Origin of the sequence: Chryseobacterium cupriresistens (assembly GCF_046614675.1) — a bacterium.
Lineage (GTDB): Bacteria > Bacteroidota > Bacteroidia > Flavobacteriales > Weeksellaceae > Chryseobacterium > Chryseobacterium cupriresistens.
In genome coordinates this window covers 888839-903161 of the sequence record NZ_JBKKJT010000001.1, presented here as the reverse complement: position 1 = coordinate 903161, position 14323 = coordinate 888839, and the positions used below count along the sequence as shown (strand labels likewise).

General features: G+C 36.6%; 16 protein-coding genes. All 16 read left to right on the top strand.

The window, feature by feature from the left end:
* The first annotated feature begins 147 nt into the window (after positions 1-147).
* The 16 genes from ACLI50_RS04215 (at position 148) to hisIE (ending at position 14300) form a co-directional block, all read left to right on the top strand.
* The gene (locus ACLI50_RS04215; protein WP_062669794.1) at positions 148-720 is read left to right on the top strand and encodes a C40 family peptidase; all 573 of its coding nucleotides are present in this window, start codon (positions 148-150) and stop codon (positions 718-720) included.
* A 213-nt stretch (positions 721-933) separates the two neighbouring features.
* Complete coding sequence (locus ACLI50_RS04210) at positions 934-1275, top strand: hypothetical protein (protein ID WP_411413227.1); 342 nt, start codon at positions 934-936, stop codon at positions 1273-1275.
* 3 nt (positions 1276-1278) lie between these two features.
* Positions 1279-1545: a methyltransferase family protein gene (locus ACLI50_RS04205; protein ID WP_411413317.1), complete on the top strand. Its 267-nt coding sequence runs from the start codon at positions 1279-1281 to the stop codon at positions 1543-1545.
* Between the two features lie 71 nt (positions 1546-1616).
* Positions 1617-2429, top strand: a complete 813-nt coding sequence (locus ACLI50_RS04200; protein ID WP_089691708.1) for a 2,3,4,5-tetrahydropyridine-2,6-dicarboxylate N-succinyltransferase — start codon at positions 1617-1619, stop codon at positions 2427-2429.
* A 29-nt stretch (positions 2430-2458) separates the two neighbouring features.
* Positions 2459-3628, top strand: a complete 1170-nt coding sequence (locus tag ACLI50_RS04195) for a glycosyltransferase family 87 protein (RefSeq protein ID WP_411413226.1) — start codon at positions 2459-2461, stop codon at positions 3626-3628.
* 5 nt (positions 3629-3633) lie between these two features.
* Positions 3634-4563 (top strand): glycosyltransferase family 2 protein, encoded by a 930-nt coding sequence (locus ACLI50_RS04190; protein WP_227942718.1) that lies wholly within the window; start codon positions 3634-3636, stop codon positions 4561-4563.
* 1 nt (position 4564) lies between these two features.
* The gene (locus tag ACLI50_RS04185) at positions 4565-5341 is read left to right on the top strand and encodes a polysaccharide deacetylase family protein (RefSeq protein ID WP_411413225.1); all 777 of its coding nucleotides are present in this window, start codon (positions 4565-4567) and stop codon (positions 5339-5341) included.
* A complete protein-coding gene (locus ACLI50_RS04180) occupies positions 5338-6435 on the top strand; it encodes a glycosyltransferase family 4 protein (RefSeq protein WP_202840132.1) in 1098 nt (365 codons plus the stop codon). Before ACLI50_RS04185 ends, ACLI50_RS04180 begins: the two co-directional genes overlap by 4 nt.
* 245 nt (positions 6436-6680) lie before the next feature.
* Complete coding sequence (gene hisG, locus ACLI50_RS04175) at positions 6681-7538, top strand: ATP phosphoribosyltransferase (RefSeq protein WP_202840133.1); 858 nt, start codon at positions 6681-6683, stop codon at positions 7536-7538.
* Positions 7539-7750: 212 nt separating this feature from the next.
* Positions 7751-9025 carry a histidinol dehydrogenase gene (hisD, locus tag ACLI50_RS04170; RefSeq protein ID WP_411413224.1) on the top strand — a complete coding sequence of 425 codons (1275 nt, stop codon included), beginning with the start codon at positions 7751-7753 and terminating at the stop codon, positions 9023-9025.
* Positions 9026-9461: 436 nt separating this feature from the next.
* Positions 9462-10487, top strand: a complete 1026-nt coding sequence (gene hisC, locus ACLI50_RS04165; RefSeq protein WP_411413223.1) for a histidinol-phosphate transaminase — start codon at positions 9462-9464, stop codon at positions 10485-10487.
* Between the two features lie 83 nt (positions 10488-10570).
* The gene (gene hisB / locus ACLI50_RS04160; RefSeq protein WP_411413222.1) at positions 10571-11665 is read left to right on the top strand and encodes a bifunctional histidinol-phosphatase/imidazoleglycerol-phosphate dehydratase HisB; all 1095 of its coding nucleotides are present in this window, start codon (positions 10571-10573) and stop codon (positions 11663-11665) included.
* A 2-nt stretch (positions 11666-11667) separates the two neighbouring features.
* Positions 11668-12246 carry an imidazole glycerol phosphate synthase subunit HisH gene (hisH, locus tag ACLI50_RS04155; RefSeq protein ID WP_411413221.1) on the top strand — a complete coding sequence of 193 codons (579 nt, stop codon included), beginning with the start codon at positions 11668-11670 and terminating at the stop codon, positions 12244-12246.
* Positions 12247-12248: 2 nt separating this feature from the next.
* Positions 12249-12971, top strand: coding sequence for a 1-(5-phosphoribosyl)-5-[(5-phosphoribosylamino)methylideneamino]imidazole-4-carboxamide isomerase (hisA, locus tag ACLI50_RS04150; protein ID WP_227942710.1), 723 nt, complete (start codon positions 12249-12251; stop codon positions 12969-12971).
* Positions 12964-13716 (top strand): imidazole glycerol phosphate synthase subunit HisF, encoded by a 753-nt coding sequence (hisF, locus tag ACLI50_RS04145; RefSeq protein WP_343638629.1) that lies wholly within the window; start codon positions 12964-12966, stop codon positions 13714-13716. Before hisA ends, hisF begins: the two co-directional genes overlap by 8 nt.
* Positions 13713-14300 (top strand): bifunctional phosphoribosyl-AMP cyclohydrolase/phosphoribosyl-ATP diphosphatase HisIE, encoded by a 588-nt coding sequence (hisIE, locus tag ACLI50_RS04140; protein ID WP_411413220.1) that lies wholly within the window; start codon positions 13713-13715, stop codon positions 14298-14300. Before hisF ends, hisIE begins: the two co-directional genes overlap by 4 nt.
* Positions 14301-14323: the final 23 nt, after the last annotated feature.

The window sequence follows — 14323 nt, the reverse complement described above, 5'->3', positions numbered from 1 at the left end:
AAATAGAAATCAAATATACCAATAAATAATGAAAATCAAAATTTTAACATATATTTATAATATAGTTGTAGTATAGTTATACTATAATTAAATTATAAAATGTATATTTGTGGTAAATTTTGTTAATTAATTATAAATCAGAAGAATATGGGAGCGGAATTATTTCAACAAAAAATAAAAGTAAAGCAGTTGGTGGTTACCCTGGCAGCTGCTGTTTTTATGGTTTCCTGTGGATCCTCGAAAAGTGCTTCTGCGAGCAAAAAGTCAAATACAAAAGCCGTAGCGAAGGCTGAAAATCTCAGAAAACTGGATTCAAAATTTAATGGCAGTGTTTCCAGGTCCATCAATGATATTTTGAAAGATGCAGAAAAGTATATCGGAACACCATATAAATTTGGAGGAAATACTTCTTCAGGATTTGACTGTTCGGGATTTACGGTAAAAGTATTTGAAGAAAATAATTTTAATCTTCCCAGAAGATCTTCTGATCAGGCCGATGCCGGAAAGAATATTGATATCAAAGACGTAAAACCGGGTGATCTGTTGTTTTTTGCGACAGCCGGAGGAAGCAGAGTATCCCATGTGGGAATTGTTCATGATATTGGCCCTGATGGAGAAGTGAAATTCATTCATGCTTCTACCTCAAAAGGCGTAATCATTTCATCCCTGAATGAAAAATACTGGAATAAGGCCTATCTTCATGCTCAAAGAGTGTTGTAAATATTCTATCAATAGAAATGGGCTTTAGCCAAAACTTACATAATCTTCTTCTTTAACCACCCCGTCAAAAATTCTCTGAATTTTTGCCACACCTACGGTGGAGGGGAATTGCCAGGTTTTACAATTGCGCATTTCTGCAAATCAATAATATTCTTGTCATTGCAATAGCATTGCATCCCAAAACCTATGAAATTTGTCCAAAACTATTATCATATGGCAGATTTCATCAGATTCTTTATTCCTTTATATTTCATACTCTTCTTTATCATTTCCTTTGTTGGAATTAGTTATAAAGTAGCCAGACAGATTGGCAAAAATCCTAATGTTCTTCCCAAAGATGATTCTGCATATGGACTTGTGGGATTGTATTTTAAACTGGTTTTATTTGCTTTGTTTATCTATACAATACTTCTTTTATTTTTTCCGAAAGACATTTTCCCTGCTTTTAAAATCAATGTGCTGGAATATGATCTCATTCAATACATAGGGTTGGGTTTAATGATGATGGCATTGATTTGGGTTGTTATTGCCCAGTTACAAATGAAAAACTCATAGAGGATTGGAATTGATAACTCAGCAAAAACAGAACTGATAACTCACGGATTATTCAGGTTTTCAAGAAATCCTATATTTCTGGGAATGACCATAAGCCTTATTGGATTTTTCCTTGCTTTCCCTACCGTAATTGCTTTTGCTTTTCTACTGACGGGAAGTATGTTGATGCAGATCCAGATCAGGCTTGAAGAAGAGTATCTCTTAAAAGAACATGGAGAAATTTACATCGCCTACAAAAAGAAGGTGAGGCGCATGTTGAGTCTTTATTAAATGCATGATGTTACAACCTGTTTTGCTGAACTTTTTTGTATCTTTGGCCGGTATAATTTTAAATAAGAAACATGTCGTTACAACAAACTATTGAAAATATCTGGGACAACAGAGATTTATTGCAGAATGAAGACAGCCAGAAGGCAATTAGAGAGGTTATTTCTTTGGTTGATAAGGGTGAACTTCGTACAGCAGAGCCTACTGAAAATGGATGGCAGGTAAATGAATGGGTGAAAAAAGCGGTAGTAATGTATTTTCCGATCCAGAAAATGGAAACTATTGAAGTAGGTCCGTTTGAATTTCATGACAAGATGCCTTTAAAGAGAAATTATGCTGAAAAAGGAGTGAGAGTTGTACCGCATGCGGTTGCCAGAGAAGGAGCTTATATTGCTCCCGGAGTAATTATGATGCCTTCTTATGTAAACATTGGAGCTTATGTAGATTCAGGAACAATGGTAGATACATGGGCAACAGTAGGAAGCTGTGCACAGATCGGTAAAAATGTTCACCTGAGTGGAGGTGTTGGGATCGGTGGAGTATTGGAGCCGTTACAGGCAGCTCCGGTAATCATTGAAGATGACTGCTTTATCGGTTCAAGATGTATCGTTGTGGAAGGAGTTCACGTAGAAAAAGAAGCTGTATTGGGTGCTAATGTAGTATTGACCGCTTCTACAAAAATTATCGACGTTACAGGAGATACACCTGTTGAAATCAAAGGAAGAGTTCCTGCACGTTCAGTAGTTATTCCAGGAAGCTATACAAAACAGTATCCGGCTGGAGAATATCAGGTTCCATGTGCTTTGATTATCGGTCAGAGAAAGGAATCTACAGATAAGAAAACATCTCTGAATGACGCATTGAGAGAGAATAATGTAGCCGTTTAAGATTAATATTTTAATCTAATACCACAATCTTGAAAGAAAAATTTCTTAAAATACTATTAAACCCTAAATATATATTTGGGGTTTATCTTATTATATCTGTTGTTACAGCAATTTCCAAATACCTGAGAGGAGATTATGCGATCAATAATTATCTGATTTTTAAAAATGTATTCTTTAATACCATTCATCAGAAAAACTTATTTATCCATTATCCTGATCTTTATTTTGATCTGAATCATTATGGTGTATTTTTCAGTGCATTGATCGCGCCGTTTGCCATGATGCCGGATTGGCTGGGAATCTCACTCTGGAATATTGCCAATACTTTCATCTTTATCTACGGAATTTATAAACTGCCGTTTTCAGACAGCAAGAAAGCGATTTTCGGGCTGCTTTGTCTTCAGGAATACATTACAGCAGCATTAAGCCTTCAGTTTAATGTAGCGTTGACAGGACTTTTGCTGTTATCCGCAGTATATATTTACGAAAGAAAAGAAGTAAAATCTGTAACCGCAATTTTAATTGGAGTATTTGTGAAAATCTACGGGATTGTTGGATTGACACAGTTTTTCTTTATTAAAAACAAAACTAAATTTATTCTTTCAGGAGTTGTTATTGCCCTATTATTTTTCGTGCTTCCTATGGCGTATTCAAGCCCGCAGTTTGTGATTCAGTGCTACTCAGACTGGTTTCAGTCTATTGTAGAGAAGAATAATGAAAATCAGGTTCTGGGAAATATGCAGGACATCTCTTTAATGGGCTTTGTCAGAAGAATTTTGGGAGATGCATCTATTTCAAATCTTGTATTTTTAGCAGGCGGACTACCACTTTTTGTTTTGCCTTACATCAGAATTAAGCAATACAAGCATTATGCATTCCAACTGATGATTCTGGCTTCAACATTACTGTTCTTGGTATTGTTCAGTTCCAGTTCAGAATCTCCAACCTATATTATTGCGGTGGTAGGAGTGCTGATCTGGTTTTTCCTTCAGAAAGAAAGAACACCATTGATTATTGGATTGCTGGTTTTTGTCATTATTTTTACCTGTTTCTCCACTTCGGATCTTTTCCCGAAATTTGTAAAAGAGAATTATATCATCAAATATTCATTAAAAGCCGTACCTTGTATTGTGATCTGGTTGAGAGTGACTTATGAACTTCTGACTAAAGATTTTGAGAAAAATTACAGCCTGAATTAATACATATGAAGAAAATTTCAATTGTAATTCCCGCCTATAACGAAGAAGGAAATGTCGCAATGATTCATCAGAAAATTAAAGAAGTTTTTGATGGCTTAAGAAATTACGACTTTGAAATCATATTTGTCAATGATGGCAGCAGAGATAATACCCAGCAAAAATTAGAAGAACTTTCCAGTCAGTATGATGAAGTAAAGTTCATTGAATTTTCCCGTAATTTCGGACACCAGCCGGCTGTAAAGGCAGGTATGGACAATGCCCACGGAAATGCAGTCATTTCTATGGATGGAGATCTTCAGCATCCGCCGGCGCTTATTCCGGAAATGATTCGGAAATGGGAAGAGGGCTATGACGTCGTTTTTACCTTTAGAACGTATCCTAAAGAGATTTCTTTTTTTAAAAGAAAAACATCAGACTTATTTTACAAGCTTTTATCAAGCCTTTCAGATGTTAACTTAACGAAAGGCGGCGGCTCAGATTTCAGACTGTTGGATGCAAGTGCAGTTGAAGTGATGAGAAATTTTAATGAAGACGATCTGTTCCTTAGAGGATTAACGAGCTGGATGGGGTTCAAACAAACAGGAATCGACTTTACTGCAGCAGAAAGACTCTCAGGAAAAAGCAGTTACAACCTTAAAAAGATGTTTACTTTTGCCTTTACGGGAATCACTGCTTTCAGTGTAAAACCCCTTTATCTGGCAGCATATCTGGGCTTTTTATTCTCAGCGCTTTCAGTAATCGGATATGGAGCCTACGTAATTCATTCATTTATTGCCAAAACAGAGATTTCCGGTTGGGCATCTTTGATTATGACCATTGTTTTCTTTGGAGGACTTCAGCTGATTATCCTTGGTATCATGGGAATTTATTTGGGTAAAATATTTAAACAGGTGAAAGACAGACCTAATTATATTATTAAAAACAAAAATTTTTAAAATGGTTTTATTGAGTTTTGACATTGAAGAATTTGATATGCCATTAGAATATAAGGGTGAAATTCCCTTTGAAAAGCAGATTTCAATTTCACAGACAGGATTGGAGAGAATCCTCAATATCCTTAAAAAACATAATGCCAAAGCTACCTTTTTTTCCACGGTAGTTTTTGCAGAAAACAGCAAGCACCTTATTGAAAGGTTGCTACATGAAGGTCATGAGCTGGCCTCTCACACCTGGTTTCATTCAGAATTTGAAGACAAGCACCTGAAAGAATCAAGAGAAAGGCTGGAAGAGTTATTTTCGACAAAGGTGACCGGATTAAGAATGCCGAGAATGATGCCTGTAGACGAAAAAGAAGTGGAAAGAGCAGGATATTCTTATAATTCTTCTATCAATCCTACGTTTTTGCCTGGAAGATATAATAATTTAAAAGTATCCAGAACCTATTTCAAAGAAGGAAATGTGACTCAGGTGCCGGCTTCGGTTTCTCCTAACTTCAGGATTCCTTTGTTTTGGTTAAGCTTTCACAATTTCCCTTTGTTTTTGTACAAAAAACTGGCTTCGGATTGTTTGAAAAAAGATCAATATCTGAATATTTATTTCCATCCCTGGGAATTTGCAGAAATAAAAGATGAAGCTTTTAAACTTCCCGGATTTACGGTAAAAAACTCAGGAAAAGAGATGGTGGAAAGGTTTGATTCGTTTGTAGGCTGGCTGAAAGAAAAAGGCCATACATTTGGCACATTTCAGGAATTTCAAAAACAGATCCAACGATGAAGATTGCCTTTGATGCCAAACGGTTTTTCCACAATACATCCGGCCTGGGAAACTATTCGAGAGATCTTGTAAGAATTCTTTCCGAATATGAACCGGAGAATGAATATCTGTTATTGAACAAAAATAAGTCCGAGAGAGGGAAAGATATTCTGGAACGCCCGAATGTTCACTTTATTGAAACTTCAAAAGGAAACTTTTCACGTCAGCTGAAAATGGGTAAAGATGCCCAGAAGCAGGACTCAGATATTTTCCATGGATTATCGGGTGAACTTCCTTTAAAATGGGATTCAAAACCTATAAAAAAGGTCGTTACCATTCATGATCTGATCTTCGTAAGATATCCGCAGTATTATTCTTTTTTTGACAGGAAAATCCATTTCTGGAAATTCAAAAAAGCAGTTGATACCGCTGATAAAATCATTGCGATTTCGGAACAGACCAAAAGAGATATTATTCAGTATTTAAAAGTTTCTGAAACTAAAATTGAAGTCATTTATCAGGGCTGTCATCATGCTTTTAAAGAACAGCAGTCTCCGGAATTGATGAAAGCTGTCAAAGAGAAATTTAAGCTTCCCGAAAGGTTTGTACTGAATGTTGGAACCATCGAAGACCGCAAAAATCTTCTGAATGTTGTAAAAGCGATCAACGGTACAGAAATTCCATTGGTTGTGGTGGGACGAAAAACCGGATACTATCAGAAAATAGAACGCTTTCTGAAAAGAAACAAAATGGAAAAACAGGTGCTTTTCCTTGAAGGCGTTTCTATGGATGAGCTGGCCTGTCTCTATAAACTGGCAGATATTTTTGTTTATCCTAGCTTCTTTGAAGGCTTTGGAATCCCTGTCATTGAGGCACTTTTCTCCAAAACGGTTGTTGTTACCAGCAATACCAGCTGTCTGCCGGAAGCGGGAGGAAAAGACTCTGTGTACATCAATCCGGACAATGATCTCGATATTCGCGCCAAACTTAAATTTCTCTGGGAAAATGAATCCGAGCGAAAACGCCGTGAAGAAAAGGGTTTCGAGTTTGTTCAGAAGTTTAATGACGAACCCATTGCAAAGGAGCTGATAAATTTTTATCAAAAAATTCTCTGAAAAAACTTTGCATTTTAAAAATAAATCCTACATTTGCATCATATTCAATACAATGAAACCAACATTTTTAGCATTACATCATTATCATCATCATCTCTGCTAGACGGAATTGATTGATATAAGTATGTGCTAAAATCAAAAATAATTAAAACCGTCTGAGTAAATAGACGGTTTTTTTGTTTCCTGAATTCTCCTCAGAAATTTCAACAGATCAGTTTTTATTTGCTCGGACCCAAAAAGGCAAAATGAGTAAATTAAAAATTGCAATCCAAAAAAGCGGCCGGCTGTACGAAGAATCTCTTCAGCTTCTCAAAGACTGCGGAATCTTCGTCAACAACGGTAAAGACCAGCTCAAAGTTTCAGTAGATAACTTTCCGATGGAAATCATGTATCTCCGGAACTCAGACATCCCGCAATACCTCGAAGACGGGGTGGTGGATGTGGCCATTCTTGGCGAAAATCTTCTGGTTGAAAAAGGTAAAAACATCAAAACTATCCAGAAGCTTGGTTTTTCAAAATGCCGTGTTTCACTGGCTGTTCCCAAAGAAATAGAAACTGATGAGCTCTCTTATTTTCAGGGTAAAAAAATTGCGACCTCTTATCCTAACACCCTCAAAAACTTTTTAGAAAACCAGGGAATTGTATCAGACATTCACGTCATTTCGGGTTCTGTAGAAATAGCTCCTAATATCGGTCTGGCGGACGGAATATGTGATATTGTGAGTTCCGGAAGTACTCTATTTAAAAACGGATTAAGAGAAACAGTCACTTTGCTGAAATCGGAGGCAGTTTTGGCTCAAACGCCTCAATTATCAGCTGAAAAAGAAGCCATTCTTGAAAAATTTGTATTCAGAATCAAAGCAGTTTTAAAAGCAAAAAATTCAAAATACATTCTGATGAATGTTCCCAACGAAAAAATCCGGAAAGTAGCTGATGTTCTTCCTGTTTTAAAGAGTCCTACGGTGATCCCGCTTGCAGAAGAAGGCTGGAGCAGTATTCATTCTGTGATTGATGAAGAGCGTTTCTGGGAAGTGATTGATGAACTGAAAGAAAATGGTGCTCAGGATATCTTAATCATTCCAATTGATAAAATGGTTATTTAAAAAAATAAGAATGGTTAATGTTGGCCGATGCAAAGACGCAATAGAATAAAAATTAAGACTGTTTTAAGACGCAAAGATTTTATCTGCGATAAAATTGAATACTGTTTAATACTCACATACTTGCTGAAAATCTAAGATTTTCTTGCGCCTTAAAAAGATATAGGAATTAAAAACTTTGCGCCTTTGCGTAAAAAACAATTAAAAATAATACAATGAAAATATATAGATATCCCACAAAAGACAGCTGGAAAGACTTAGCAAAACGCCCTGTTTTGGAACAGAAAGAAATTTCAGGTCTGATCACAGAAATATTTGCAGAAGTTGAAAAAAATGGTGATAAAGCTTTAATAGAATTCAACAAAAAGTTTGATAAAGCAGAAACCTCAATCTTAAAAGTTTCTGAAATTGAGATCAAGGAGGCAGAAAATCAGATTCAAGATGAATTAAAGCAAGCCATTCAACAGGCGAAGGAGAATATTTCAACATTTCACGCCTCTCAGAAACAGGAGATTCAAAAAATTGAAACAACAAAAGGAGTGGTTTGCTGGCGTGAAAACCGTGCGGTAGAAAGAGTCGGGATTTATATTCCGGGAGGAACAGCACCTTTATTTTCTACTGTTTTGATGCTTGCAGTTCCTGCCAATCTTGCCGGATGTAAAGAAATAGTTCTTTGTACGCCGCCGGATCAAGATGGGAATATTAATCCTGCGATCCTGTATGCAGCAAAGCTTTGCGGTGTTTCAGAAATCTTTAAAACGGGGGGAGCACAGGCTGTTGCGGCAATGACTTTTGGAACAGAGAGTATTCCGGCTGTCAATAAGATTTTCGGTCCTGGAAACCAGTTTGTTGTAGCGGCCAAAGAATATGCACAACGGTATGGAGTAGCTATTGATATGCCTGCCGGACCGAGTGAAGTTCTTGTGATTGCAGATGAACAGGCTGTTCCTGAATTCTGTGCTGCAGATCTTCTTTCACAGGCAGAACATGGAAGCGACAGTCAGGTAGTTTTTATCACTACAGATCTTAAAGTTTTTAATGAAACAATAAGTACTGTTGAGCAGCAAATCAAAGAATTACCAAGAAATGAATTTGCGGCCCAGGCCTTGGAAAACAGTTCTTTCATTTTGATCAATACCCTGAAAGAAGCTCTTGAGTTCAGCAATCTTTATGCTCCTGAACACCTTATTCTGGCCATCAATGATTTTGAAAAATATATACCGGAGGTTCAGAATGCAGGTTCGGTTTTTTTAGGAAACTATTCTTGTGAGAGTGCAGGAGATTATGCCAGCGGAACCAATCACACACTTCCTACCAATGGTTATGCAAAGAATTACAGCGGCGTATCCCTGGATAGTTTTGTGAAGAAAATAACATTCCAGCAACTTTCCAGAGAAGGACTTCAAAATTTGGGAAAAACCATAGAGCTCATGGCTGAAGCAGAAGGTTTGTTTGCTCACAAAAATGCAGTTTCGATAAGATTGAAATAATTAATTGTTGGAAAACGCAAAGACGCAAGAGAATTATAATGAAAACCCTTTTTAAGACGCAAGGATTTTATCTCCGATAAAATTGAATGCCAAATATTTTGATCTCTCACAGATTCTCCAAATGAAGAAGGCAAATATGAAAAATCTGTGAAATTTGTGAAATCTGTGGAAAAAAATAATGACACATCACTTGCTGAAAATCTTTGATTTTCTTGCGCCTTGAAGAAACATAAAGATTAAAAAACTTTGCGCCCTTGCGTTTACCCAAAAAAGAATTTAAACCATTAAGAAAAATGAAACTTTTAAGTAAAATTAAGATTCAAATACATTTGAATTTAGCTCAATGCTTAATAAAGATCGGAAGATATTTTCTTCATTATTCTTAATAACTTAATTCATCTTAATGGTTTAAAAATAGTTTTAAATAAACAATGCAATGAAAAATAAAAGTATCAAAACTTTAGTAAGAGACAATATATTACAATTACAGCCCTACATCAGTTTCAGGGATCATAATGAATTTAATGCTCCTGTCATGCTGGATGCGAATGAAAGTCCTTTTGGAGAATGCAACCGCTATCCGGATTCAACCCAAAAAAAGCTTAAAACCAAGCTTGCAGAGCTTAAAAACCTTTCACCTTCACAGATCGCCATAGGAAACGGAAGTGACGAGCTGATAGACCTTATCATCAAAATTTTCTGTGAGCCTAAAAAAGATGCCATTCTGATGATGAATCCGTCTTTCGCGATGTATGGTTTCTATGCAGCCATCAATGAAAATAAAGTTCTGAAACTGGATCTGGATGAAAACTTCGAAATCGTAAAAGATAATTTCTTAAAGATGGCAGATGATTCTTCACTGAAGATTTTCTTTTTATGTTCTCCTAATAACCCTACCGGAAACAGTGTGGATGATATTGAATTTTACCTTCAGAATTTCAACGGCATTGTCGTGGTGGATGAAGCTTATATTGAATTTTCAGAAAAAAAATCAAGTCTGGAGCTGTTGAATCAATATTCCAATCTGATTGTATTGCAGACGTTTTCCAAAGCTTGGGGAATTGCCGGAGCAAGAGTAGGGATGGCTTATGCATCTGAAGAGATTATCAGCTTTATTAATACTGTAAAAGCGCCTTATAATGTGAATGTTTTGAGCCAGGAGCTGATTTTAAAAACGCTGGAGGATAAAAACAGACTTCAGGGAAACGTAAACCGTATTCTGGAAGAGAGAACATGGCTAAAACAGCAGTTTGAAGGAATTCAATGTATTTCCAAAGTCTTTTCAACGGATGCCAATTTTTTCCTGATCAGAATGGATAATGTGGATCGTGTATACGGAAAAATGCTTGAAGAAGAGATTTTAACCAGCAGAAGAGATCCTGCGATTCCCGGATGTATCAGAATTAATGTGGGAAACCGTACTGAAAATGAAAAATTAATTAACTTTTTAAAAGGAATGTAAAACATAAACCATTAAGAAAAAATGAAGATCATAAGAAATTTAAGATTCATTCATTTTAATGGTTAAAAAAATATAAAAAACATATGAAAAAAGTACTCTTTATAGACCGCGACGGAACGTTAATTATTGAACCGCCTACAGATTTTCAGGTAGATTCTCTGGAAAAGCTTGAGTTTTATCCGGGAGTTTTTCAAAACCTTGCAAAAATTGTCAATGAATTAGATTATGAATTGGTAATGGTAACCAATCAGGATGGGTTGGGAACTGAAAGTTTTCCTGAAGAAGATTTCATAAAACCACAGGAAAAAATGCTGCAGGCATTCGAAAATGAAGGGATCATTTTTAGTGATATTTTGATTGACAGAAGCTTTGAATCCCAAAATCTTCCCACCAGAAAACCCGGAGTTGGAATGCTCGGAAAATATATTTATGGGAATTACGACCTTGAAAATTCCTATGTAATTGGTGATCGAAGTACTGATGTTCAACTTGCTAAAAATCTTGGTACTAAAGCTATTTACCTTAACAAAAACTTAAATAGCGAAGCGGAGCTATCTACTTTAAAATGGTCGGAGATCTATCAGTTCTTAAAATCAGGAATGAGAAAGGCTAAAGTATCCAGAAAAACCAATGAAACAGATATAGAAATTACGGTCAATCTTGATGGAAACGGAAAATCAGATATTTCAACCGGGCTTAAATTTTTTGATCACATGCTGGACCAGATTGCCAGACACGGAAATATGGATCTTACGATTAAAGTGAACGGTGATCTTGCCGTAGATGAACACCACACGATAGAAGATACTGGAATTGTGCTGGGAGAAGCTATTTTAAAAGCCTTAGGAAAGAAAAAAGGTATTGAGCGATATGGTTTCCTACTTCCGATGGATGACTGTCTTTCTCAGGTGGCTATCGATTTCGGAGGAAGATCATGGCTGGTTTGGGATGCAGAATTTAAAAGAGAAAAAATAGGAGATGTACCTACGGAAATGTTTTTTCACTTTTTTAAATCATTTACAGATGCTTCAAAATCGAATCTGAACATCAAAGCAGAAGGGGATAACGAACACCACAAAATTGAATCCATCTTTAAAGCCTTTGCAAAGGCTGTTAAAATGGCAGTGAATCAATCAGATACTAATTACAGTCTGCCTTCTACAAAAGGAAGTTTATAAATATGATCGCCATAATAAAATACAACGGAGGAAACGTAAATTCCGTTCAGAATGCCCTCAACAGACTGAATGTTGATTCTGTGATCACCGATGATCCCGAACAGATTTTAAAAGCTGATAAAGTGATCTTTCCGGGTGTGGGAGAAGCTTCATCAACCATGAAACTGCTGAAGGAAAAAGAGCTTGATCTGTTGATTCCTGGTCTTACACAGCCGGTTTTAGGAATATGCCTGGGTATGCAGCTGATGTGCGGGGAAAATGAAGAAGGAGATACCGAAGGAATGGGGATTTTTGATATCAATGTCAGAAAGTTTCCGGCAAAGGATATTGTTCCCCATATGGGCTGGAATACCATTTCCGGACAGACTTCGCCACTGTTTTCAGGAATTGAAAAGAGTAGTGATGTGTATTTCGTTCACAGCTATTATTGTGAACTGTCAGACTATACAACATCGGTTTGTGATTATATCCTGCCATTCAGTGCTTCTTTGCAGAAAGACAATTTCTATGCAGTACAGTTTCACCCGGAAAAATCGGGAATAGTGGGAAATCAGATCGTTAAGAACTTTATAAATTTATAATCATGAAAATAATTCCGGCTATTGATATTATCGACGGGAAATGTGTCCGTTTGTCAAAAGGAGATTACAATACAAAGAAAATATATAATGAAGATCCTGTAGAAGTGGCAAAAGAGTTTGAAAGCTTTGGGATTCAATACCTTCATTTGGTGGATCTTGATGGGGCGAAATCAAAGCATATTGTCAACCAGAAAGTTCTGGAAAATATTGCCCGTTCTACTTCGCTGCATATCGATTTTGGAGGAGGGCTAAAAACTCAGGAAGATATTGAAACCGCCTTTAATTCCGGGGCAAAGCAGATCACTTTAGGAAGTATTGCCGTTCAGAATCCTGAATTTTGTTTTGGAATGATTGAAAAATATGGAGCGGAGAAGATCATTTTGGGTGCAGACTGTGAAAACAGAAAGATTAAAACATCCGGATGGCTGGAAGAAAGCGCTCATGATATCATTGATTTTATCCTTCAGTATCAGGAAAAAGGAATACAGACCGCTATTTGTACTGATATTGCAAAAGATGGGATGCTGGAAGGCCCCTCAACAGGGCTCTATATTGAGATTTTATATAAAACATCTGTTCAGCTGGTAGCAAGCGGCGGTATTTCAGGTATTGCTGATGTTTATAAGATGAAGGATATCGGCTGTGCGGGAACAATCATTGGAAAAGCAATTTATGAGGGAAAAATAAGTTTACAACAACTTCAAAATTTTATTGAAAATGCTTAAGAAAAGAATTATCCCATGTCTGGATATTAAGGATGGAGCGACTGTAAAAGGTGTTAACTTTGAAGATCTAAAAAGTGCCGGAGATCCGGTAGAACTTGCCAAAAAATATGAGCAGGAAGGAGCTGATGAGCTTGTTTTTCTGGATATTACAGCGACCATTGAAGATAGAAAAACATTTGTGGAGCTGGTAAAAGATATCGCGAAAGAATTAAGTATCCCTTTTACAGTAGGAGGCGGAATTTCGTCTGTAGAGGATGTGAGAAATCTTTTGGAGGCAGGAGCAGACAAGATCAGCATTAATTCTTCAGCCGTAAAAAATCCGGGTCTTATTTCTGATCTGGCCCAAGAATTCGGAAGCCAATGCGTTGTGGTAGCCATTGATACAAGACTGGTGGGAGATAAAGATCTGGTTCATATCAAAGGAGGAAGAGAAGCCACAGCACTTTTAACGATGGAATGGGCTCAAGAAGCAGCAGCATTAGGAGCAGGTGAAATATTGCTGACTTCCATGGATGGTGATGGTACAAAAAACGGTTTTGATATTAGGATTACAAAGCTGGTTTCAGAAAATATAAGCATTCCGGTGATTGCTTCCGGAGGCGCTGGTACCATTGATGATTTTGTTAAAGTATTTAATGAAACAAAAGCTACAGGAGGCTTGGCAGCCAGTATTTTCCACTTTAATGAAATAGGAATTCAGGATTTGAAACAACAGTTAAAAACTCAAAAAATTGAAGTACGATGAAAATAGATTTTAATAAAGATAATGGCCTTGTACCTGTGGTTATTCAGGACAACAGAACATTGCAGGTTTTGATGCTGGGCTACATGAACGAGGAAGCTTTTGAAAAAACACAGGCAGAAGGAATTGTTACTTTTTTCAGCCGTTCCAAAAACAGACTGTGGACAAAAGGTGAGGAATCGGGTAATTTTTTAACGGTAAAAAGTATTGACATCGACTGTGATCAGGATACCATTTTAATTAAAGCTGTTCCGAAAAATGTGGTTTGTCATACAGGCAGTTTTAGTTGTTTCGGGGAAAAAAATACTAAAGGATTTCTGTATGAACTGGAAGAAAAAATCTCTCAGAGAATAGATACGAAGGCTGAAGACTCATATACTTACTCATTATATCAGAGAGGAATCAATAAAATGGCTCAAAAAGTAGGAGAGGAAGCCGTAGAATTGGTTATAGAAGCAAAAGACAATAATGATGATCTCTTTAAAAACGAAGCTGCAGATCTGCTGTATCACTTTTTAATTTTATTGAAAGCCAAAGGATTTTCAATGGAGGAGATTGAAGAGATTCTTAAAAGCAGGAATAAATAAACAACTTTCTCAACTGTAACAAA